We start from the raw sequence: 21,287 nt of genomic DNA, 5'->3' as shown, positions 1-21,287 counted from the left end.
ATCCATAAACATTGGAATGATTAGATTGGCGCATTGCTCTGGTGCAAGCCGCCCAAATGCTGTGCGCAAAGCTCAAGCATTTTCGCCACAAGCCCCGTAAATACTGGGGTTTCATATGTGGCACCCAGTTTGCTAGCAAACTTCATACAAATGCTAGCAATCTGGAGAAACTACATGCAAAACTTGCAAAAAATACTCTCTCCCCTCGCCAAGCTACTGCCTCGCGCAGTGGCCGTAGCAACTTTGGGCTTGATGACACTCAACAGTGCCCATGCCGCAGAGCCCATCAAGGTGGGTCTGGTTGCAGCGCTTTCCGGGCAATCGGCAAAGTCAGGTGAAGCCCTGACCCGCGGCTTGACTGTGGCCATTGACGAAATCAACGCCGCAGGCGGGATTCTCGGTCGCCCGGTCGAGTTGATCCGCCGCGACGATGAAAGCAATCCGGCCAAGGGCATGCTGGCGGCACGCGAATTGATTCAGCGCGAGCAGGTCGCCGTGCTGTTCGGCGGCCTGGACACCCCGGTTTCATTGGCCATAGTGCCCCTGGCCAACCAGCTCAAGGCGCCCTTCATGGGCATCTGGGCGGCCGGAACCAAAATCACTGAAAATGGCGCCAAGGATAACTATGTGTTTCGCGTGTCAGCCGTTGATGAACTGGTCGACGAAGCCTTGGTTGAATACGGCGTCACTAAAAAAGGCATGCAAAAACCCGGCATGATCCTGATTAACAATCCATGGGGCGAGTCGAATGAAATCGGCTTCAAGCACGCACTGGATAAACGCGGCATGCAAGCGGCAGGCATTGAACGCATAGAAGGCAGCGACCTTGACGTTGTGCCACAGCTGACCCGCTTGAAGAATGCCGGCGCCGACAGCCTGTTGATGGTCGGCAACGTGGGGCCATCGGCGCAGGTGGTCAAGTCTCTGGATCGCATGGGCTGGGATGTACCCATTGTTTCGCACTGGGGTCCGGCAGGGGGACGTTTCGGCGAGTTGGCAGGGCCAAATGCAAGCAAGGTCCACTTCATCCAGACCTATGTATTTACCGACAACAACAGCGCCAAGGGCGACTCGGTGCTGGCGGCCTTGAAAAAACGCTACCCCGAAATCAAGACCCTGGCCGATGTCACTCCAGCTGTTGGTATTGCCAACGCCTACGACGCCATGTTCCTGGCCTCGCTTGCCATTGAGAAAGCAGGCAGCACCAAAGGTACAGAGGTGCGCGATGGCTTTTATGCGATCAATGAGTACAACGGCCTGATCAAGGATTACAAGCAACCATTCACCCCCACCAAACACGATGCCCTGGGCCCGAATGATTATGTGTTCACCCATTTCGTAAACGACCAGATCGTCCCGATAGCCCCTTAAACGCAGCTGTGAGCGGCCCTGGGTCCAGGGTCGCCAAAAGGATACTCAGATGATCACCGCCGCCATCATTACCGGCATAGGCCTGGGCAGCATGTACGCCTTGCTGGCCTTGGGGTTTCACATTACCTACGTGGTTTCACGCACGGTCAACTTTGCCCAGGGCAGTGCCATGATGGTCGGCGCCGTCTTCGGCTACAGCTTCTACATCACCTGGGGCTGGCCGCTGTGGCTGGCAGTGCTCGCGACCTTGACGCTGTGCGCAATCTACGGCCTTGCGATTGAACGCTTCCTGGTCAGGCCTTTCCACTCGCGCGGCTCGGAAGCCTGGCTGATGGCGACAGTGGCCGGCGGTATTCTGGTGGATAACCTGGCAATGTTCAGCTTCGGCAAAGAACCCCGCCAGTTCACCTTGGAATTGGCCAATCAAAGTATCGAGTTGTTTGGCAACAGTATCGGCGCATTGCAGATCCTGATTCCGATTGCAGGTGCAAGCATTGCGCTGGCACTGTTTTTGGTGCGCCGCTACACCCGCCTGGGCAAGGTCTTGGAGGCCTGTGTGCAGAACCCGCGTGCCGCCATGCTCATGGGTATAAGAGTCAACCGGGTGGTGGCCATCGCCTTTGCCGTGTCGAGTGTCTTTGCCGCACTGGCCGGCTTACTGATCGCCCCCTTGTTCAATGTCAGCGCCGAAATGGGCACCTTGTTCGGGCTAAAGGCCTTTGCCGTGGCCATCCTGGGCGGTATTTCCAGCGCCAGCGGAGTCTTTGCTGCCGGGCTGATTTTCGGCCTGGCCGAAGCCTTGATTACAGTGTATTTCGGTTCGGCATTTACCCAGATATTTACCTTTGCCCTGGTCATAGTGGCCCTGGCATTGCGTCCCAACGGCCTGTTTGGCAGCAAGACACTGGTGAAAGTATGAGCCTGAACAAAACACTGATCGCCCCCGCCAGCATCGCCTTGCTCGCCCTTGCCAGCACTGTCCTGGCACTGACACTCGACAGCTACTCGCTGCTGGTTTTCACATTCTGCGCCCTGACCGTCGTGGTCGGCGTCGGCCTGAATATCCTGATCGGCTTGAGTGGACAAATTTCGTTCGGACACATCGCTTTTTATGCAATTGGCGCCTACATCTGCGCCTTGCTCACCATGGCGCAGATCCCCCTCGGCCTGGCCATGCTGGCTGCTGGTTTAGCCTGCGCCGCCATTGGCGGGCTGTTGGCAATTCCCGCCTTGCGGGTGAGCGGTCCATATCTGGCGATGATTACCATTGCATTTGCATTGGTGGTGCATCACGGCCTGATCGAGTGGCGCTCAGTAACCGGTGGCGCCAATGGCTTGATGGGTATTCCACTGCCGGAGTTTGGCGACCTGGACCCGACAATATCGCTGGCCTTGCTGTCCAGTGCGCTGATGATTGCCTCCCTGGTGTTTTATCAGTGTTTGCGCAATAGCGGCTGGGGCCTGGCGATGCGCGCAGTCAAATCCACCGAGATCGCTGCCAGATCGCTGGGCTTTAACCCGATGCACAGCAAGACACTCGCCTTTGCCCTGTCGGCGGCACTGGCTGGGCTTGCAGGCGCCCTGGTTGCGCCCTTGATGATGTTCATCAACCCGGCCTCCTTTCCCTTCTCGCAATCGATCCTGTTTGTGCTGGCCGTGATTGTCGGCGGCAGCGGGACATTGTTTGGCCCCTTGCTGGGCGCCTTGCTGATTGTTCTTCTGCCCGAGTTGCTCTCGGACTTTGCCGAGTATCGCCTGCTGATCTTTTCTGCGCTCTTGCTTGCTGTGCTCTGGGTCGCGCCACGCGGTGTCCTGGGCACCCTCGCCAATCTGTGCATGCGCCCAAACCAGGTGCTTGTGCAAGGCACGCTCAATAACCAGTTACTGGCAGAGTTCTTCGCCCAGCCCGAGGCAAGCGAAGGCTTGCAGGTCAAGGATATCGGTATTCGCTTTGGCGGCGTTCAAGCCGCCCAGGATGTGAGCTTTTCAGCACGCCCGGGCAGTATCACCAGCATCATTGGCCCCAACGGCGCGGGCAAGACCACAGTACTGAACATGATCAGCGGCTTTTATGCACCCGACAGTGGTTGCATCGACCTGGACCAGCCGCTTGCGGGCAAGCCGGCCTGGAAAGTGGCCCGTGCCGGTATCGCCCGCACCTACCAGACCACCCAATTGTTTGCTGAGTTGTCGGTGCTTGAGAACATATTGGTCGCCCTGCAGAAAGGCCGGCTGCAGCATCCGTTCAGCCGGGCGAATGGGCAGCAGCGCGAACTGGCCATGCAGCTGCTGGGCCTGGTTGGCTATGCCGGTTCGGTAAATACCCCGACCGAAGATCTACCCCATGTCGACCGACGCCTGGTCGAGATCGCCCGCGCCCTCGCCACGGGCCCGGCGGTGCTGTTGCTGGACGAGCCGGCAGCAGGTCTGAGCCGCAGCGATACTGACAAGCTGGCCGTTCTGTTCAAGCAACTCGCCGGCTTCGGCATTGCCGTAATCCTGGTGGAGCACGACATGACCTTGGTCATGGCTGTATCCGAGCGATTGCTGGTGCTTGATGCCGGCAAGCCTATTGCCTGGGGTACGCCCGAGGAAGTGCGCGGTAACGAACGTGTGATTGCGGCCTACCTGGGCGGCACCAGCTATCAAGCGACTCCGCGCGAGTGCCCATGGGATGGCTCGCGAGATGCTCGCCTGTTCGTCAAGGACCTGGTGATTGACTACGGCGCCTCGCCTGTTGTGGACAAGGTCAACCTGCTGGTCAATCCGGGTGAGTTGGTGGCGATTCTCGGCGCCAACGGTGCGGGCAAATCAAGCATTCTGCAATGCCTGGCGGGCCTGCACCCGGCAACGTCCGGCAGTATCCTGCTGGATAACGAAAGCATCCACCATGCACCGCCCAACAGCATTGCCGCCCAGGGGCTGGCGCTGGTGCCTGAAGGACGCCAGGTCTTTGCACTGCTGAGCGTGCGCGACAACCTGTTGCTGGGTGGCTATTCACGTCGCGATAGCTATGACGCCGCGGCAGAGGTTGAGGCAATCCTCAAGCGTTTTCCGCGCCTGCGCGACCGTATAGACAGCCCGGCAGGCCTGCTCTCGGGCGGTGAGCAACAGATGGTTGCCATTGGGCGCGGCCTGATGGCCAAACCGAAGATACTGTTGCTCGACGAACCTTCCCTTGGGCTGTCGCCAGCCATGATTGGCGAGCTCTACAACACGCTCGCCGCGCTACGCGATGAAGGCGTGACCATACTGCTGGTCGACCAGATGGCCAATCTGGCCCTGCAAGTCGCCGACCGCGCCTACGTGCTTGAAACCGGACAAATCGTTAAAACTGGCAGTGCCGAGCAATTGCGAGGTGATCCTGAGCTTGAAGCCGCCTACCTCGGTGAAGGAGCCGCAGCATGAACGGCCTGACCATCATCAACGGGCGTCGCACCGACCGACCGGCACAGAACGTCGAACTCTATATCGAAGACGGATCTTTTGTTGCCGCGCCCTCCCCCGGCCGCCAGCATGAGGTGCTGGACCTGAAGGGAAAACTGATAGTGCCGGGCCTGGTCGAAAGCCATATTCACCTGGACAAGGCCTGCATCATGTCGCGTTGCCAACTGCTGCACGGCACCTTGAGCGAAGCGATCAGCCAGACCCGTGCGGCAAAAGCCGGCTTTACCGAAGAAGACGTCTACCAACGTGGCGCAAGCGTGCTGGAAAAAGCCATAGTCCAAGGCACCAGCCATATGCGCACGCACATTGAAATCGATCCGCAAATCGGCTTGACCGGGTTCAACGCCATCAAGCGCTTGCAGGCCGACTACGCCTGGGCTATTTCCTTGCAGCTGTGCGTCTTTCCCCAGGAAGGACTGCTGAATAATCCAGGGACCGAGGCGCTTATGCGCCAGGCGCTTGAGCAGGGTGCAACTGTCATCGGTGGCTGCCCCTACATGGACGATCAACCCTTGGCGCATATCCAGCGCGTGTTTGAATTAGCCCGCGAATACGATTGCGATATCGATTTTCATCTCGACTTTGACCTCAACCCTGAAGGTTTGACGGTTGACGAAGTGATCCGCTGCACCCTTGATCATGGTTGGCAAAACCGTGTTGCCATCGGTCATGTGACCAAGCTCTCGGCACTCCCCAAAGCGCAGTTGACCAGCCTGGCGATGGCGCTCGGCGAAGCCGGCGTGCAGGTGACCTGTCTACCCAGCACCGACTTGTTCCTGACTGCCCGCGAGCATTTCCATAACAAGCCCAGGGGCTTGGCGCCTCTGGCCCACTTGCATGCCTGCGGGGTGACCTGCTCGCTCTCGACCAACAACATCGGCAATCCATTCACCCCCTATGGCGATGCCTCCCTGGTGCGTCAGGCAAACCTGTTCGCCAATGTCAGCCAACTCGCCACCGAAGCAGAACTGCTGAACTGCATGAGTTGGATATCCAGCGAATCAGCCAAGCTTCTGCATTTGCAAAACTATGGGCTTGAACCAAACTGCCGGGCTGACTTTATTGTCTTTGATGCCGCAAGCAGCGCGGCGGTAGTTGCCGAAATAAGCCCCGCGCTGATGGGGTTCAAGGCGGGCCGGCAGACCTTCCGGCGCGATCAGGCACAATTGCTGCATCCCGGCCTAGAACCTGCAGTCATCAATAGCGACAGCCGCTAGCTCATGGGTCGATGTTTCCATTAAGCTATGGACATGAAGCCCAAATACGACGACACCCGCCAGCACCTACTCGACACCGGTCACCAGATCATGTCGAGCAAGGGCTTTTCGGGCGTAGGTCTGAGCGAAATCCTGCAAACCGCCGGGGTTCCCAAGGGTTCCTTCTATCATTACTTCAAATCCAAAGAGCAATTCGGCCAAGCCCTGCTCGAAGACTATTTCAAGCACTACCTCGCCGAACTCGACCAGCGTTTTTCCGAACAGGCTGTCACTGCCCGGGAACGCTTGCTTGGCTACTGGCAGCACTGGCTCGACGGCTACAGCAGCCCAGGATGCGAGGGCAAATGCCTGGTGGTGAAATTGAGCGCAGAAGTGGCAGACCTGTCCGAAAGCATGCGCATTACCCTGCGCGACGGCACTGATCAAATCATTGCTCGACTGGCCGATTGCATTGACGCAGCCAATGCCGAGGGCTCGCTGCCTGGTATCGACGCCAGGGCCAACGCGGTAATGCTCTACCAGTTGTGGCTCGGCGCCAGCCTGTTAAGCAAGCTGCACCGCACCAACGCCCCCATGCAGCACGCCATGCGTGTATCGCAGCAGGTGCTCGCGGCCTGAGGCTGCCCCGCCATCCTCCAACTGCTGTCAATCAAGTATCGGCTGCGTGCTTTAACGGCTTGAACTTTTACTAGACGACCGGTCTAATAAATCCAGTGACAGTCAGGGCAAGATCAATCCAGCGCTGCAATAATTGAAACGATTGGCCGTAAAAGGCACCTAATGCTGGACGCCCCTTTGATAGTGCCAACCAAACAAGGAGTCATGCAGATATGCAGCAATCAACAAGCATCAACCGACAAGTTGTCCTGGCCTCCCGCCCACATGGCGCACCGCGCGTGGAAAACTTCCGGATCGAAGAAAAGCCGCTGCCCACGCCAGGGCCGAATCAGCTGTTATTGCGCACCGTATACCTGTCACTCGACCCCTATATGCGTGGACGCATGAGCGATGCCGCCTCCTACGCAGAGCCTGTCGAAGTCGACGGCCTGATGGTTGGCGGCACCGTTTGCCGGGTCATGAACTCAAACAATCCGGATTTCAAGCCTGGTGACTGGGTATTGTCCTATAGCGGCTGGCAAGATTATTCGTTGTCCGACGGCACAGGCCTGACCAACCTGGGCAGCAAGCCGCAAAACCCCTCATATGCCTTGGGCATCATGGGCATGCCCGGGTTCACCGCCTACATGGGCCTGCTCGACATTGGCCAACCCAAGGCCGGGGAAACCCTGGTGGTCGCCGCGGCCACCGGCCCTGTCGGTGCAACAGTGGGCCAAATCGGCAAAATCAAGCAATGCCATGTCGTCGGCATCGCCGGTGGCGAGCAGAAGTGTCGGCATGCGGTCGAAACCCTGGGTTTTGATATCTGCCTTGATCACCACGCCAGCGACTTCGCCGAACAGTTGGCCAAGGCCTGCCCCAATGGCATTGATGTGTATTACGAAAACGTCGGAGGCAAGGTCTTCGATGCGGTCTTGCCGCTGCTCAATACTCGGGCCCGGGTTCCGGTTTGCGGACTGATTGCCCAGTACAACATGACCGCCCTGCCAGATGGGCCGGACCGCATGACACTGCTGACCCGCACCATTCTCACCAAGCGCTTGAAGATTCAGGGCTTCATCATTTTCGATGACTACGCACACCGCTATGACGAATTTGCCCGTGACATGAGCCAATGGCTCGCCGAAGGCAAGATCAAATACCGCGAACAGGTCGTACAGGGCCTGGAGAATGCGCCCGAAGCCTTTATCGGCCTGCTTGTAGGCAAGAATTTCGGCAAGCTGGTGGTGCAGGTCGGCGCCGAAGACTGATGATCCAGGAGGAAGATTTCCATGAAAGTTCTGATGGTTTTGACATCCCATGACCAATTGGGCGACACCGGCAAGAAAACCGGTTTCTGGCTCGAAGAGTTCGCCGCCCCCTATTACCTGCTCAAGGATGCAGGCGCAGCAATCACCCTCGCCTCGCCCAAGGGCGGCCAGCCACCACTTGACCCCAAAAGCGATGAGCCCGATGCACAAACGGCGGCAACCGAACGCTTCGCCGGGGATGAAGTCGCCAGGAAAGCCTTGGCCAATACCCTCAGGCTTGAAACTGTAAACGCCACCGACTACGACGCGGTGTTCTACCCTGGCGGACACGGCCCGCTATGGGACCTGGCTGAAGACAAAGACTCGATCGCACTGCTCGAGGACTTTTACGCGGCAGGCAAGCCCATTGCCGCGGTCTGCCACGCGCCCGCCATTTTTCGCCATACCCAAGGTGTGGATGGCAAGCCGCTGGTCAATGCCAAGAGCGTAACCGGTTTCAGCAATAGCGAGGAAGCAGCGGTAGGCTTGAGCGATGTGGTCCCGTTCCTGGTTGAAGACATGCTGCAGGCCAATGGCGGTATCTATTCCAAGTCCGCCGACTGGGAAAGCTATGTAGTAGGTGACGGCCATCTGATTACCGGCCAGAACCCCGCCTCATCCGAGGCGACAGCTGAAGCCCTGCTGAACCTGCTTCAGTAGACACCGTTGTGCCCCTCTGCGCCGAGCTAGAGTCCGGCTAGGGCCTGGCGCAGATTCACCTCCTCTGGCTCTTGCTCGTCAAGGGCCAGTTGCCCCTCAAGCTCGTCAAGATGTTCGAGCATGACCCGCACAGCCTTGTCTGTATCGCCTTGTTGCAATGCGGTGATGATCTCCTGATGCTCGTCCGAGGCGCAGGATGGCACGTCGTTGCGCTGGTACAAGGCCACAATCAACGAACTGCGCACCATCAGGTTGGCCAGTATTTCACTGAGCACGCTATTGCCACTCAGCTCGCCCAGCAACAGATGGAACTCACTTAACTCGCGCACTATCGCACGCCGATCCGTGGCATTGGTGGCGCAGCGTTCGTTGCATAGATGAGTACTCACCCGCTGCGCATGCTCAGCCATCATCCGTGGGCTGATGCTTTCGACTATCGCGCGCTCGATGGCCCGGCGTGCGGCAAAGACTTCACGCGCCTCTTTAGCGGTCGGCTGGGAAACCAGGGCACCGCGATTGGGCTCGATGGTGACAATGCGTTGCATGGCCAAACGCTGCAATGCCACCTGAACATGATTGCGGTTGGCCTGGAGGGTTTCGACGATCTGCGCCTCGACCAAACGTGTACCTGGGCGCAAGCGATGCTGGGCAATCGCTTTAGACAGCACATCAACGATGCGCTGCACCTCAACTTGTTTAGCACTGACGCTCATCGAACCCATCTTGTCCTCGGTTACCCAGTCGCTAGATTGCAAAAGCCGAGGCTATTATCCGCCACAGTCGACAACCCGGCAAACGCCTGGCCTGACTTAATCCGCCTGGCCCAAACTGACGCCCTGACCACGCGGATCATGCATTGCAAAGCGCTTGCCAGTGTTTTCAATGGCGATAGCCCCGGCTTGGCCGGTAAATGGACTGCGTGCGGGTATGACTTCCACCTCATGGCCCAATGCGGCCAACTGCTCGATCACCTGGCTGTCGATATCTGCTTCAAGCTTCAGGTTGTCAGTGCTGTCAAAGAAGCTTCTGCCCAACAAAAAACGTGGCATGCTCAAGGCTTTATCAATGGGCTGGGCGAAGTCGATCAACTGGGTCGCCAGCACCATCTGTGTTTGCGGCTGGCCATCGCCACCCTGGGAGCCAAAGAACCAGCGACGCCCGTCGTCTGCCAGGTAACAGGAAGGATTGAGCGTATGGGCCGGACGCTTTCCCGCCGCCCAGGCATTGGCGTGCGCGGGATCTGCGCTGAAACCTGCCGCCCGGTTTTGCCACAGAACGCCGGTGTCACCCAGGATGCAACCCGAACCAAAATCATGGAACAGGCTCTGGATCAAGCAGGCGGTGCGTCCATGCTCATCAGTGGCCGCCATCCATACCGTGTCGGCTGGCCGCCCCGGCTCGGTCCATGCTGCGGCTCGGTTCTCATCAATCTGCGCGGCATAGTGTTGGGCACTGGCATCAGACAGGCTGGCGTTGAAATCCCATTGGCAAGCACGCGGGTCGCACAGTTGCGCATTACGCCGCAACAGACCTTGCTTGATGGCCTCGACAAGGGCGTGATAGTAACGCGCGGAGCCATTGCCATAGGCATCCAGCGGCTTGTGCTGCAATGCCGACATGGCCTGAAGGGTATAGAGCCCCTGGCACGGAGGGGCAACATTGAATAGCTGGCCCTGGCGATAGCGAATGGAAATTGGCGCGACCTCCGGCGCTGTTGTTGCCGCAAGATCTGCGGCGGTCAAGCCACACTCCAACTGGCTGAACGACTCGGCGAATGCCTGTGCCAGTTGTCCTTGATAGAAGTCGTCAATCCCGGCGTGCGACAGCTGCAGCAAAGTATTGGCCAGTGCAGGCTGACGCAGGATATCGCCCCTTTGCAGCCAGCGACCATCACGCTTGCACAGCGCGTGGAGGTCGGGCAGCTCCTCGATCATGTCTTTACGCCGCGCTTGCCAGAACAATTGCGACTCAGAAACTTCAACCCCCCGTTGCGCGGTTGCGGCAGCGTCTGCCAATAAATCACTCCAGCCCAGGCGTGAACCCCATTGCTGGCTGATTTGCCGAGCGGTTTTCCAACTCGCCATGGCCCCCGCAGTGGTTGCAACCGCACCGGGGCCGCGCAAGGTAATGGCACCGCCCTGTGGTAACTGCTGCCCAGCCTGCCCTATCCCCATAATGGTGCGCACGCGACTATCGTGAATCATCCATAGCGCATCGCCACCCAACCCCGTCATGTGCGGATACACCGCCGCCAGCATCGCACTGGCCGCCAACATGGCATCGATTGCCGTACCACCGGCATCCAATATCTGCATGCCCGCGGCACTTGCATCGGGGTGCGGGGTACAAATCACGCCGCGACGGGACTCTGCTATCATCGGTTCAGCTCCTGACTTTGCTAGCTATCTACAACCACTTTGCTAACAAAGTAAGCAATAACTGTTCCCGGTCTTTTCGCCCCCTGCGGTGGGCAGGTTACAATCGATCATTTGTCATCAAAGCTGCGCGGTCAATTACGCTGTATCGCCGAGCGCAACCTACAGCGAGCCATGCATCATGCCCGATCTTGCCCCTCTTGCAGCCTATCAAAATGCGCTGGACCACCAGGGTTTCAAGCCCGATGAGTCGCAACGATTGGCCGCTGAGCAACTGCAGGCCTGTTATCAGGCACTGCATCACTCGACAGCTGATACAGCGCCAGCAATCGGCGTGTATCTATGGGGGCCGGTGGGGCGCGGCAAGACCTGGTTGATGGATCAGTTCCATAAAAGCCTGCAGCTACCAAGTCGGCGCCAGCACTTTCATCACTTTATCCGCTGGGTACACCAGCGCATGTTCCAATTGACAGGTACGGCCGATCCACTGCGGGCACTGGCTTGCGAGCTGCGCGATGAAGTTCGGGTTTTGTGTTTTGACGAGCTGTACGTCAACGACATTGGCGATGCGATTATTCTCGGCAAGCTGTTTCAGGTGATGTTCGAGGAAGGCGTGGTTATGGTCTGCACTTCAAACCAACCGCCCGACCAGCTTTACGAAGGCGGTTTTAACCGTGAGCGCTTTCTCCCCGCCATCGCAGCGATTGAAGCCAATATGCAGGTGGTGAGGGTCGATGGTGGCCAGGATCATCGCTTGCATCCAGGAACACAAATACAGCGTTACTGGCTCACCGCCGATGATAGCCCCAGCGCCCTGCACGGCGTCTTCAACCGGTTGAGCGAGGGCCAGGCCAACACGGCTGAGCCAATCAGCCTCAACCAACGCAGTATAGAATTGGTACGCCGCGCTGACACTGTAATCTGGTGCCGCTTTGCCGACCTCTGCATAGCCGCCCTGGCAGCCAACGACTACATAGCCCTGTGCGACCAGTTCAGCGCTATCTTGTTGAGCGAGGTGCCAAATCTAAGCGCTCGGCAGCGCAGTGCAAAAATCGCCAGGGGCACCGAGGATGGCGCGCAACGGATCGATGCCGGTGATCGCGAGCTGCCCAGCCTGTCTGTACACGACGACAGCGTTCGACGTTTTATCGCGCTGGTCGACGAATGCTACGACCGTCGCGTGCCCTTGTACATTGAAGCTGCCGTGCCGCTCGCTGAGCTCTATACCGAAGGCTATCTTGAGTTTGCCTTCAGGCGCACGCTCAGTCGCCTGCAAGAGATGCAGTTGCAGCGCTTCACCGGTCAGTCTCAGCATGAGCACACAGAACCAGCTGTGGAACTGGACAGTGTTTAACCGCTCAAGCGACTGAACTGTTGTCGCTCAATCGTGCTCAAAACCAGGCAGCATATCGAGTTCATATCACCACGCGCAGAAAGGAAGCCGCATGCTTTTTCCGGATTTGACCGGTATCAAACTCCACCGGGTCATCAAGAAAACCGTCATCGATTTCGTCGACGACGAGTTGCCCACCTATGCCTCGGCGCTGGCCTTCCAGATTTTTTTCTCGCTGTTCCCCTTCCTGCTGTTCTTGGTCGCGATCATAGGTGTGCTTGATTTGCAGCCATTCTTTGACTGGCTGCGCGAACAGGCCGCGCTGGTCATGCCACGGGCGGCGTATGACCTGGTCAACCCGGCGATCGATCAACTGCAAACGCAAAAAGCCGGGCTGTTCTCGGTCGCGATCCTGGTTGCATTGTGGACGGCTTCATCAGCCGTTCGCTCAGTGATGGTCGCGACCAACCGGGCTTATGGCGTCAAGGAGGGCCGCCCGGCGTGGAAGCGCTTTCCACTGTCGTTTGTCTACACCATCGCCATCGCCATAACCTTGCTCGGCGCTGCGGGCCTGATGGTGCTGGGACCACAGGCGATGAACTGGCTTGCGCAGCAACTCGGCATCGAGCAAATCGTGGTGACGCTCTGGTCCATCCTGCGCTGGCCCGTCGCGATCTGCATGCTGATGCTGGTGGTATCGGTGGTCTATTATGTGGCGCCGGATGTGGAGCAGGAGTTCCGTTTTATTACCCCTGGTTCCATTCTCGCGGTAATCGTATGGATTTCGGCGTCGATGGGCTTTAGCTATTACGCGCAGAACTTCGCCAACTACAACGCCACCTACGGCAGTATTGGCGCAATCATCATCCTGTTGCTCTACCTCTATATCTCTTCGGCGGTGCTGTTGTTCGGGGCCGAACTGAACGCCGTAATAGAGCACAGTGTCGAGGAGGGCAAGGACCCGGGCGAAAAGGAAATCCACCCTTGACCCAAAGCCCTGCCCTACCCGACAGAGGGTCAACGCTGCGCCGCTTGATACTCCTGCACCAGTAGCGCAAAGAGCTCGGCCGCTGGCAGTTCGCGAGCCAGTGCAGCGCCCTGCCCGGCCCAGTAGGCTGCGAACTCCAGGTTGCCCGCTGCCGCAGCCGCTGCGATCAACTGTTTGCCCGCGTCATAACCGATGCCGAAACCAGGTACGGGCGGGTGCCCGGCTGCGCCAACCTCGCGCATAAAGCGATTAACCATGCCCCGCGCCGGACGTCCGGAGATCACCTTGGTCACTTGCGTGGTGCGTGCCCGCTCGCTGGCGAGCATGCTGCGATAACCTGGGTTAGCTGCGCTTTCAGGGCATAGCACAAAAGCCGTCCCCAATTGCGCGGCACTGGCACCAAGGGCCAGAACCGAGGCAATGCCTGCGCCATCCATAATCCCGCCTGCCGCAACCACCGGCAGGCGTGTGTGCGTGACCAGCAAGCGCACCAGGGCAGTTGTACCAATCGCCTGATCCTGTTCAGGGTCGAATACACCGCGATGGCCACCGGCCTCAATCCCTTGGGCGACAATCACGTCAATGCCAGCCTTTTCCACCAACAAGCCTTCTTCAAGACTGGTTGCCGAGGCGAACAAGGTAATACCGGCCGCCTTGAGTGCGTCAATTCGCGACTGCGCCGGCAAGCCCAAGTGAAAACTGACCACTGTCGGGCGCTCAGCCAATAGCACTTCGAGCTGGTCATCGTTGTTGCAAAAACTGCTGTAGATATCTTTCAAGCCGCTGGGCGCGGGCACGCCGAATTCATCGAAATAGGGTTTCAGATGCTCGATCCACGCCTGCTCGACCGCTGCATTTGCACTGCTCGGCTGGTGACAGAATACATTCACATTAAAGGGCGCTGAGGTCAGTGCCCGTGTCTCGGCAATCATCCTTTGTCCGCTGCTGGCATCTACCGCGGCAATCGCGATAGAGCCCAGCCCTCCGGCATTGCTGACCTGTGCAGCCAGTTGCGCGGTTGAGGTTCCCGCCATGGGTGCCTGGATAATTGGGTGTTCGATTCCCAAACGCTGGGTTAAAACTGTCATCTTGCGCCCCTTATGAACTCACCCGGCTGCCAACGCGGCTTGGTCGTTAAACCGCGTCGCCAGCTCAATTTACATGTCAAGCCTAACCGAATGCTCAGGCCTCGAGCGCACTGGCTGGACCAAAAAACTCGTAATGGCATTGGTCGCCCGGCACGCCCAGGTCGCTCAAGTGCCTCTTGACCTGCGCCATAAAGGGTTTTGGCCCAAGGAAGTAAGCATCCAGGTCCAGGTTCTCTGGCAGCCACTCAGCCAGTTGTTCGCGGCTCAACAATCCCTTGGCATCGCTCTGATCATTGACCGCAGGCTCGCTGTAGCAGAAGAACCTGAGCAACTGCGGATGGGCCGCCACCTGGCTATCGACCCAATCCTTGAATGCATGCACGGCCCCATTGCGCGCGCAGTGGATAAAGTGGATGGGCCGGCCACTGGCTTTGGCGGCATCAAGCATGGTCAGTGCCGGCGTAATACCAACACCTGCGGTGATCAGCGCCAGCGGCTTTTGCGATTCACGCAGGATAAAGTCACCAGAGGGTGCGAACAGCTCAACTTCATCACCCTCGGCCAGGTTGTCATGCAAATGGTTGGAGACCAGCCCCTTGGGCTCGCGCTTGACGCTGATGCGATAGGATTCGCCGTTGCTCAACGCCGACAACGAGTAATTGCGCCGTACCTCTTGGCCGTCAAGCCTGAGCAGCAAACCAATATATTGGCCTGGCTGATGCACCAGCACGGGCTTGCCATCGACAGGGACCAGGTAGAACGAAGTGATTTCATCGCTCTCGACCACTTTCTGCGCAATCTTGAAACTGCGCCGACCACGCCAACCACCGGTAGCGTTTTCATTGGCACTGTAAACCCCCTCTTCGGCCGCAATCAAAATATCGGACAACTGGCCATAGGCCTGTGCCCAGGCTTCGATCACCTGGTCAGTGGCGATCTCTGCACCCAGGACTTCGCGGATTGCCCGCAGCAGGCAACTGCCAACTATCGGGTAGTGTTCCGGCAAGATATTCAAGGACACATGCTTGCTGACGATCTGACCGACCAGCGGGCCAAGCGCATCCAGATGATCGATATGCTTGGCATACATCAACACGCCATTGGCCAGGGCGCGCTGCTGGTCACCACTGGCCTGGTGTGTCTGGTTGAACAAGGCACGAACCTGTGGGTATTCACTGAACATCAGCGCATAAAAATGCCGTGTCAGGGCTTCACCACCGGTTTCAAGCAGTGGCACGGTTGATTTGACGATTGCACGTTGCTCTGGAGTCATTCTGGCATTTCCTTGTTCAAGGTTTGCACGCTGGCAGTCGCGTGATACTGTTTGTTCACTGTCAAACAATCATTTTCCATGCCATATTTTTTATTCATTAAATTCAATAACTTAAATAATAACTAGTCTTTATGACCTAGCAATATTCAAGTCATAAAGACTCCATGGAGTCATTTTGACAAACCCTTTGTTGCTGGCACTTATTCCGCTGGTGGCCGACCTTTCGCGCGATCTGCCGGACGATGAGCGCTATCGACGCCTGCTGCTTGCGCTACGCCAACTACTGCCCTGCGATGCCGTGGCCCTGCTCAAGCTGGAAGATCAGCAGTTGATCCCCCTGGCAGTCAACGGCTTGAGCACCGATACCCTTGGGCGGCGCTTCAAGGTGGATGAACATCCACGCTTGAAAACACTGCTGGAAAACACCGGACCAACCCGTTTTGCGACTGACTGCGAGCTGCCCGACCCCTATGATGGTCTGGTCGAAAACCACCGGGGCCACCTTGAAGTTCATGACTGCCTGGGCTGCCCACTCTATGTTCAGGAACAACTCTGGGGATTGATCACCCTGGACTCGCTCGATCCCTCCAGTTTTGGCGCCGTTGACCTGAGCAACCTCGAGGCGTTTGCCAGCCTTGCTGCTGCAACAGTGATGGCCAGCGAACGCATCAAGCTGCTTGCCCGTAACGCTGAAGATCAACGCCAACTGGCCGAGATCTACAAACGTGCAGCCAGCACTCATAACAGTCGCGAGTTGATTGGCCAGAGCAACAGCCAGCGACAGCTACGCCGAGAAATCGAAATTGTCGCCAACAGCGCATTGAGCGTGTTGATCACCGGCGAAACCGGCGTCGGTAAAGAGCTGGTCGCTGAAGCCATTCACAGACAGTCGCCACGGGCGCGCAAGCCCCTGATCAGCCTTAACTGCGCCGCCCTGCCGGAAACCCTCGCCGAGAGTGAGTTGTTTGGCCACGTCAAAGGCGCGTTTTCCGGCGCAATGAACGAACGCAGCGGAAAATTCGATTTGGCCGATGGCGGCACCTTGTTTCTGGATGAAGTCGGCGAGTTGCCCCTGGCCATGCAAGCCAAGTTGCTGCGCGTATTGCAGAGCGGACAGTTGCAGCGTGTCGGCTCCGATAGCGAACACCATGTCGATGTGCGGGTGATTGCAGCCACCAATCGCGACCTCGCAGAAGAAGTGCGCAGCGGACGCTTTCGCGCCGATCTTTATCATCGCCTCAGTGTTTACCCCTTGCATGTGCCTGCGCTGCGCGAGCGCGGTCGCGATATCTTGTTGCTGGCTGGCTATTTCCTCGAGGAAAACCGTGCACGCCTGGGCTTGCGCAGCTTGCGTCTAAGCAACGACAGCCAAGGCGCACTGCTCGCCTACGGCTGGCCCGGCAATGTGCGCGAACTGGAGCATCTGATCGGCCGCGCAGCACTCAAAGCCATGCAGGCCAAGCCTGAAAGGCCGCGTGTATTGACCATTGATCAAGATGCTTTGGGGCTGGATATCCAGGCTTCGAACAGGACTATCGCGGCCCAATCCGGCAGCGCAGCGCCCGTACGCGGGCGAGACTTGAAGGAGTCTGTAGATATCTACCAAAGCAGCTTGATCAGCGACGCGCTGATCCGCCATCAGGGCAATTGGTCCGAAGCAGCCCGCGAACTGGGGGTCGATCGCGCCAATCTCAGCCGCCTCGCCAAGCGCCTTGGGCTGCGTTGAACACAGGCCAGGACAATAGGTTCAGCAGATAACCGAACACCCCACTACAACAGCTTGATCCGCCAGGCCTCAGACAGGAAAACCAACCGATGACCTCAGTAAGCACAGATGAGTTTATGGCCGTAAACGACACCTTGAGCCGGTTTTTCCTGGCATTCGATGATCGTGACTGGCAACTCATGGGCGACTGCCTGGCGCCGCAGTTGCATATTGACTACGCCTCGTCGGGGCGAGAGCAGCCCGGCACTATGAGCAATCAGGCGTTTGTCCAACGCCGGCAAAATGCCGTGGACAACCTGAACAAGCACCACAGTTTTTCCAATCTTTTACTGTCGAAAAGCGCCGAGGGGATCAAGGCCCGCTGCAACTACCTGATATTGCGATTCGACAGCAGCGAGCGCACGGAAGGCGACGATTTTTTCCACTCCTGCGGCGCTTATGAGTTTGTACTCAGCGAAGTGGACGTGGACGGCCAATTAAAAATCACCAGCATTACCCAGCGAGCACTACGCAGTTGGGGCAACCGCCAACTGCATGGTGGCTCCCGAAAAAGTTAGCCCCTGGTTGGGTGCGCAGCTGTGGTGGACAAGCTTCGCGTTGTTACACCCTACCAGCCGCCTATCGTTTTATATCCAGCTTGATTTGTGGACAACGCATGTTGTCCACCAACTGCCGCAGCTGAACGCCAGGATCTATTCATCCCGTTTAGAACCACTGGTCATTACGCTTACGACGCACTCGCAACAAAGACGGCAGGATCAAGCCAGCAAACAAGCCACCCCCCGCAATCGCACCGCCATACACCATATAACGCATCAATACTTGCTGCTGCTCATTACCCAGTTGCGCCCTCGCTTCGCGCAGTTCCGATCGAGCCTGGCTCAACGCGGTGTCTTGCGTGGTTCGCGCAGTTTGCAGCTCGTCGATCAGCTTCTTGCGCGCATCCATGGTTTCCTGCATGCCCTGGACCCGGTTTTTCCAGTTCTCATCAATGCCGGACAACTCTGCCGTCAGCTCGGCCACTTTTTGCTCAAGCTGTGGCAAGCGCTCGGCCTGCCCCGGCACCTCCTGCAGGTCGCGACTTGGAATCCATACCGTGTCGCCATTTTCACTGCGTACCTGGCTGTAATCACCTTGGGTTTTCAATAGCTCAAGTTTCTGCCCGGAGGCCAGGGTTCCGACAATACGGTAACCATCGGTAGGCCCACTGCGCACATAGGTGTTGAGGCTATCACTCACCCAACGTGCATTGGTTGCTGGCTCCTCGGCCTGCACAGGCGCGCCAGCTATAAGCAAGCCGCCGAGCACGCAAGCACTGAGTGCGCGGTGCTTGAATGGGTAAACACGAACAAGGGAATGGCTAAATAAGGACATGAGGCAATATCTTCACATGACAAACGAATGAAACCCGGCAAACGGGCGCGCAAATAAATCGGCCAAGTTAAGTGCACAAATACGCGCAGGTGCAGGCATGGGCGACCAGGTAGCCCTTTGCTCCCCCTACAGCTCACCCGGCGGACCGACAAGAGACAGACAGCAGCCCAATAGATTGAGTTCACTGTAAAGAGATAGATGGTGACGGCGATTGCGCACGCGTGCGTGCAATGGGCCCAAGGTCTCACAACCCAGCGTGGCAAACCGAATCAAGAGACTGGATAAAATCGGCCAAGACCGCCATCCTAGCCATAGATTTTCAATACAGCCCTGATGCCGTCGTTAGCGGAGCACTCCCATGCAAGACCAACCTCTCAATGCTGTCGACTTCGACTTTATCGAAGACACCCTGCTCGAATACGGCGATGATAATTGCGTACTCAATTGCTCCGAACTTGATGGTTATTTCACGGCGCTGGTTTCAAGTCCCGTCCAGGTGGATATCAGTGAGTGGTTCCCAACAATCTGGGGTGGCCAAACGCCTGACTGGAGCAGCCCCGAGCAAGCCAAGCAATTTATCGACCTGTGCGTACGCCACATGAACAGCCTGGCCAGCCAGTTGGCGATGAACCCTCAGGCGTTCAATCCACGGTTTGAGCAAACCGAGCATCAAGGTCAACCGCTGCCCCTGGCTGAAGAATGGTGCTTTGGTTACCTGCGCGGTGCCGCCTTGGGCAATTGGCCAGATTTGCCTGCGCCCCTGACGGCCAAGTTCCAGGCCATCTCGCTATGCGCCGAACAGGACAACTTTGAACCGGCCGCAGACCTCGACATGGCGCTTCATAACCAGAGCGTTGCCGCCATCAAACCGGCGGTGCTGGCCATTCACGATCACTGGATAGCCCAACGCTGAGCCTGCTCTATACCATTTAGCCCGGTTGCGGCTCGGCCTTGAGCGAGGCGCGCACAGCCTCGGCCGGGGCAAACTGCAAATAGCGATCGGCAATTGGCTCGTCGAGCAACATTCGTGAATCGCGAGCGTAGTCATTCAGCAGTCGCCATGGCAGCTTCGAGCCCTGACGCGGCAGGACTTCATTGGCACGCTGCACATAGCCAGATTTCAATGCCCCCATTATGGACTCGCTTTCAGCACAGCCCTCGGCATCGTGCGCCACCACGGTTTGATACTGGTGCTGGTCCATGTGCTTGAGCAGGCGACAAAAGTACCCTGCCGCAATATCGGCCTTGAGTGTCCAGGACGCATTGGTGTAGCCAAATATCCAGCCCATGTTTGGTACGCCATCTACCATCACCCCTTTGTAGGTCAGGTGCTGGTTGAGCTGGCACGGCACGCCATCCAGGCTCAATGCAAGGCCGCCAAGTACCTGCACCTGCAAACCCGTTGCGGTGATGATGATATCGGCATCCAGTTGTTGGCCGGACTCAAGCGCAATGCCCCGTTCGCTAAAGGACTTGATTCGATCCGTCACGATAGACGCCTTGCCATTACTGATTGCGCGGAACAAATCCCCATCGGGCACGGCGCACAGGCGCTCATCCCAGGGCATGTAACTCGGGCTGAAATGGCGCATATCAAAATCATCGGGCAGCTGTTTCCGCACGCCCTTGAGCAATATCGCACGGACTTTATTGGGCCAGCGCCTCGCCGCCTTGAACATCCAGCGTTGCAGGCGGATATTGCGCTTGCGTGCCAATTTGTAGACCCAGGACTCAGGCAGAAGACGGCGCAGCAAGGCACTCAACTTGTCCTGCCCCGGTACCGAAAAAATATAGGAAGGCGAGCGTTGCAGCATGGTGATATGCGCAGCGCTCTCAGCCATGGCCGGCACCAGCGTGACCGCCGTCGCACCACTGCCGATCACCACAACGCGCTTGCCTTGGTAATCGAGATGTTCAGGCCAATGCTGTGGATGAATACACTGTCCATTGAACTGCTCGATACCAGGAAAATCAGGCAGGTAGCCACTGCGGTGGTTGTAATACCCCGTGCAGGAAATCAAGAAATCGCAGGTGATATGCCGGGTCTGGCCGCTGGCATTGTCCTGTACCTCCAACGTCCAGCGCTGCTCAGCGCTCGACCAATCGGCGGCACTGACCTCGGCGCCAAACCGAATATGCCGGGTGATACCGTATTGCTCGGCCGTCTCGCTGATGTACTGGCGTATCGAAGGGCCGTCGGCCAGCACTTTCAACTCGTTCCAGGGGCGAAACCGGTAACCGAAGCTGAACATATCCGAATCCGAGCGAATACCCGGATAGCGAAACAGATCCCAGGTACCGCCGATATTGTCACGTCGCTCAATAATGCTGAAGCGCTTGTCCGGGCACTCCCGGGCGAGATGACAAGCCATGCCGATACCAGACAAGCCTGCACCAATAATGACGATGGAGTGATGTTCATGAGCCATATAGTTTTATTCTCGCGCTGAACACATTTGCTCTTGCAAACAATAGCACCAAGCAACTGCTTGGTTTCACCCAATACCCAATAAACATTGGCGCTGATA

At 57.7% G+C, this 21,287-nt stretch carries 18 protein-coding genes; 12 read left to right on the top strand and 6 right to left on the bottom strand.

The window, feature by feature from the left end:
• Positions 1-174: 174 nt before the first annotated feature.
• The 7 genes from CHB79_RS02455 (at position 175) to CHB79_RS02425 (ending at position 8,602) form a co-directional block, all read left to right on the top strand.
• The gene (locus CHB79_RS02455) at positions 175-1,371 is read left to right on the top strand and encodes an ABC transporter substrate-binding protein (protein ID WP_089358773.1); all 1,197 of its coding nucleotides are present in this window, start codon (positions 175-177) and stop codon (positions 1,369-1,371) included.
• Positions 1,372-1,420: 49 nt separating this feature from the next.
• A complete protein-coding gene (locus CHB79_RS02450) occupies positions 1,421-2,290 on the top strand; it encodes a branched-chain amino acid ABC transporter permease (protein WP_089358772.1) in 870 nt (289 codons plus the stop codon).
• Complete coding sequence (locus CHB79_RS02445; RefSeq protein ID WP_089358771.1) at positions 2,287-4,779, top strand: branched-chain amino acid ABC transporter ATP-binding protein/permease; 2,493 nt, start codon at positions 2,287-2,289, stop codon at positions 4,777-4,779. Before CHB79_RS02450 ends, CHB79_RS02445 begins: the two co-directional genes overlap by 4 nt.
• Complete coding sequence (locus CHB79_RS02440; protein ID WP_089358770.1) at positions 4,776-6,035, top strand: amidohydrolase family protein; 1,260 nt, start codon at positions 4,776-4,778, stop codon at positions 6,033-6,035. Before CHB79_RS02445 ends, CHB79_RS02440 begins: the two co-directional genes overlap by 4 nt.
• 33 nt (positions 6,036-6,068) lie before the next feature.
• A complete protein-coding gene (locus CHB79_RS02435; RefSeq protein ID WP_010485033.1) occupies positions 6,069-6,653 on the top strand; it encodes a TetR/AcrR family transcriptional regulator in 585 nt (194 codons plus the stop codon).
• 212 nt (positions 6,654-6,865) lie between these two features.
• Positions 6,866-7,903, top strand: a complete 1,038-nt coding sequence (locus CHB79_RS02430; RefSeq protein WP_010485031.1) for an NADP-dependent oxidoreductase — start codon at positions 6,866-6,868, stop codon at positions 7,901-7,903.
• Between the two features lie 21 nt (positions 7,904-7,924).
• Positions 7,925-8,602 carry a type 1 glutamine amidotransferase domain-containing protein gene (locus CHB79_RS02425; RefSeq protein ID WP_010485029.1) on the top strand — a complete coding sequence of 226 codons (678 nt, stop codon included), beginning with the start codon at positions 7,925-7,927 and terminating at the stop codon, positions 8,600-8,602.
• Positions 8,603-8,628: 26 nt separating this feature from the next.
• On the opposite strand, the gene CHB79_RS02420 is transcribed toward CHB79_RS02425, so the two are convergent.
• Together CHB79_RS02420 and CHB79_RS02415 are read right to left on the bottom strand one after the other, a co-directional pair.
• Positions 8,629-9,324: a GntR family transcriptional regulator gene (locus tag CHB79_RS02420; protein WP_089358769.1), complete on the bottom strand. Its 696-nt coding sequence runs from the start codon at positions 9,322-9,324 to the stop codon at positions 8,629-8,631.
• Positions 9,325-9,411: 87 nt separating this feature from the next.
• Positions 9,412-10,980, bottom strand: a complete 1,569-nt coding sequence (locus tag CHB79_RS02415) for a gamma-glutamyltransferase family protein (RefSeq protein WP_089358768.1) — start codon at positions 10,978-10,980, stop codon at positions 9,412-9,414.
• Positions 10,981-11,158: 178 nt separating this feature from the next.
• On the opposite strand from CHB79_RS02415, the gene zapE reads away from it, so the two are divergent.
• Both zapE and CHB79_RS02405 read left to right on the top strand, forming a co-directional pair.
• The gene (gene zapE / locus CHB79_RS02410; RefSeq protein ID WP_089358767.1) at positions 11,159-12,331 is read left to right on the top strand and encodes a cell division protein ZapE; all 1,173 of its coding nucleotides are present in this window, start codon (positions 11,159-11,161) and stop codon (positions 12,329-12,331) included.
• A gap of 91 nt (positions 12,332-12,422) precedes the next feature.
• Complete coding sequence (locus tag CHB79_RS02405) at positions 12,423-13,298, top strand: YihY/virulence factor BrkB family protein (RefSeq protein ID WP_089358766.1); 876 nt, start codon at positions 12,423-12,425, stop codon at positions 13,296-13,298.
• Positions 13,299-13,327: 29 nt separating this feature from the next.
• On the opposite strand, the gene CHB79_RS02400 is transcribed toward CHB79_RS02405, so the two are convergent.
• Both CHB79_RS02400 and hmpA read right to left on the bottom strand, forming a co-directional pair.
• Positions 13,328-14,386: an NAD(P)H-dependent flavin oxidoreductase gene (locus CHB79_RS02400; RefSeq protein WP_089358765.1), complete on the bottom strand. Its 1,059-nt coding sequence runs from the start codon at positions 14,384-14,386 to the stop codon at positions 13,328-13,330.
• Positions 14,387-14,480: 94 nt separating this feature from the next.
• Complete coding sequence (gene hmpA, locus CHB79_RS02395; RefSeq protein WP_089358764.1) at positions 14,481-15,659, bottom strand: NO-inducible flavohemoprotein; 1,179 nt, start codon at positions 15,657-15,659, stop codon at positions 14,481-14,483.
• A 172-nt stretch (positions 15,660-15,831) separates the two neighbouring features.
• On the opposite strand from hmpA, the gene norR reads away from it, so the two are divergent.
• On the top strand, positions 15,832-17,385 hold the full coding sequence (norR, locus tag CHB79_RS02390) for a nitric oxide reductase transcriptional regulator NorR (protein ID WP_176443133.1): 1,554 nt from the start codon (positions 15,832-15,834) through the stop codon (positions 17,383-17,385).
• An 89-nt stretch (positions 17,386-17,474) separates the two neighbouring features.
• On the top strand, positions 17,475-17,942 hold the full coding sequence (locus CHB79_RS02385) for a nuclear transport factor 2 family protein (protein ID WP_089358762.1): 468 nt from the start codon (positions 17,475-17,477) through the stop codon (positions 17,940-17,942).
• 148 nt (positions 17,943-18,090) lie between these two features.
• Here CHB79_RS02385 and CHB79_RS02380 read toward each other — a convergent pair whose 3' ends face one another.
• Positions 18,091-18,759: a TIGR04211 family SH3 domain-containing protein gene (locus CHB79_RS02380; RefSeq protein ID WP_010485012.1), complete on the bottom strand. Its 669-nt coding sequence runs from the start codon at positions 18,757-18,759 to the stop codon at positions 18,091-18,093.
• A 358-nt stretch (positions 18,760-19,117) separates the two neighbouring features.
• On the opposite strand from CHB79_RS02380, the gene CHB79_RS02375 reads away from it, so the two are divergent.
• Positions 19,118-19,672: a UPF0149 family protein gene (locus CHB79_RS02375; protein ID WP_089358761.1), complete on the top strand. Its 555-nt coding sequence runs from the start codon at positions 19,118-19,120 to the stop codon at positions 19,670-19,672.
• A gap of 16 nt (positions 19,673-19,688) precedes the next feature.
• On the opposite strand, the gene CHB79_RS02370 is transcribed toward CHB79_RS02375, so the two are convergent.
• Positions 19,689-21,188 carry a flavin-containing monooxygenase gene (locus CHB79_RS02370; protein WP_089358760.1) on the bottom strand — a complete coding sequence of 500 codons (1,500 nt, stop codon included), beginning with the start codon at positions 21,186-21,188 and terminating at the stop codon, positions 19,689-19,691.
• Positions 21,189-21,287: the final 99 nt, after the last annotated feature.

Origin of the sequence: Pseudomonas segetis, assembly GCF_900188155.1 — a bacterium.
Taxonomy (GTDB): Bacteria; Pseudomonadota; Gammaproteobacteria; order Pseudomonadales; family Pseudomonadaceae; genus Aquipseudomonas; species Aquipseudomonas segetis.
The sequence above is the reverse complement of the archived record's forward strand: the minus strand, read 5'-3'. Positions and strand labels throughout refer to the sequence as shown.

Excerpts from the sequence above, each read along its gene's own strand:
- CHB79_RS02455 (WP_089358773.1), top strand. The coding sequence starts at position 175 with ATGCAAAACTTGCAAAAAATACTCTCTCCCCTCGCCAAGCTACTGCCT.
- CHB79_RS02450 (WP_089358772.1), top strand. The coding sequence starts at position 1,421 with ATGATCACCGCCGCCATCATTACCGGCATAGGCCTGGGCAGCATGTAC.
- CHB79_RS02445 (WP_089358771.1), top strand. The coding sequence starts at position 2,287 with ATGAGCCTGAACAAAACACTGATCGCCCCCGCCAGCATCGCCTTGCTC.
- CHB79_RS02440 (WP_089358770.1), top strand. The coding sequence starts at position 4,776 with ATGAACGGCCTGACCATCATCAACGGGCGTCGCACCGACCGACCGGCA.
- CHB79_RS02435 (WP_010485033.1), top strand. The coding sequence starts at position 6,069 with ATGAAGCCCAAATACGACGACACCCGCCAGCACCTACTCGACACCGGT.
- CHB79_RS02430 (WP_010485031.1), top strand. The coding sequence starts at position 6,866 with ATGCAGCAATCAACAAGCATCAACCGACAAGTTGTCCTGGCCTCCCGC.
- CHB79_RS02425 (WP_010485029.1), top strand. The coding sequence starts at position 7,925 with ATGAAAGTTCTGATGGTTTTGACATCCCATGACCAATTGGGCGACACC.
- CHB79_RS02420 (WP_089358769.1), bottom strand. The coding sequence starts at position 9,324 with ATGGGTTCGATGAGCGTCAGTGCTAAACAAGTTGAGGTGCAGCGCATC.
- CHB79_RS02415 (WP_089358768.1), bottom strand. The coding sequence starts at position 10,980 with ATGATAGCAGAGTCCCGTCGCGGCGTGATTTGTACCCCGCACCCCGAT.
- zapE (WP_089358767.1), top strand. The coding sequence starts at position 11,159 with ATGCCCGATCTTGCCCCTCTTGCAGCCTATCAAAATGCGCTGGACCAC.
- CHB79_RS02405 (WP_089358766.1), top strand. The coding sequence starts at position 12,423 with ATGCTTTTTCCGGATTTGACCGGTATCAAACTCCACCGGGTCATCAAG.
- CHB79_RS02400 (WP_089358765.1), bottom strand. The coding sequence starts at position 14,386 with ATGACAGTTTTAACCCAGCGTTTGGGAATCGAACACCCAATTATCCAG.
- hmpA (WP_089358764.1), bottom strand. The coding sequence starts at position 15,659 with ATGACTCCAGAGCAACGTGCAATCGTCAAATCAACCGTGCCACTGCTT.
- CHB79_RS02385 (WP_089358762.1), top strand. The coding sequence starts at position 17,475 with ATGACCTCAGTAAGCACAGATGAGTTTATGGCCGTAAACGACACCTTG.
- CHB79_RS02380 (WP_010485012.1), bottom strand. The coding sequence starts at position 18,759 with ATGTCCTTATTTAGCCATTCCCTTGTTCGTGTTTACCCATTCAAGCAC.
- CHB79_RS02375 (WP_089358761.1), top strand. The coding sequence starts at position 19,118 with ATGCAAGACCAACCTCTCAATGCTGTCGACTTCGACTTTATCGAAGAC.
- CHB79_RS02370 (WP_089358760.1), bottom strand. The coding sequence starts at position 21,188 with ATGGCTCATGAACATCACTCCATCGTCATTATTGGTGCAGGCTTGTCT.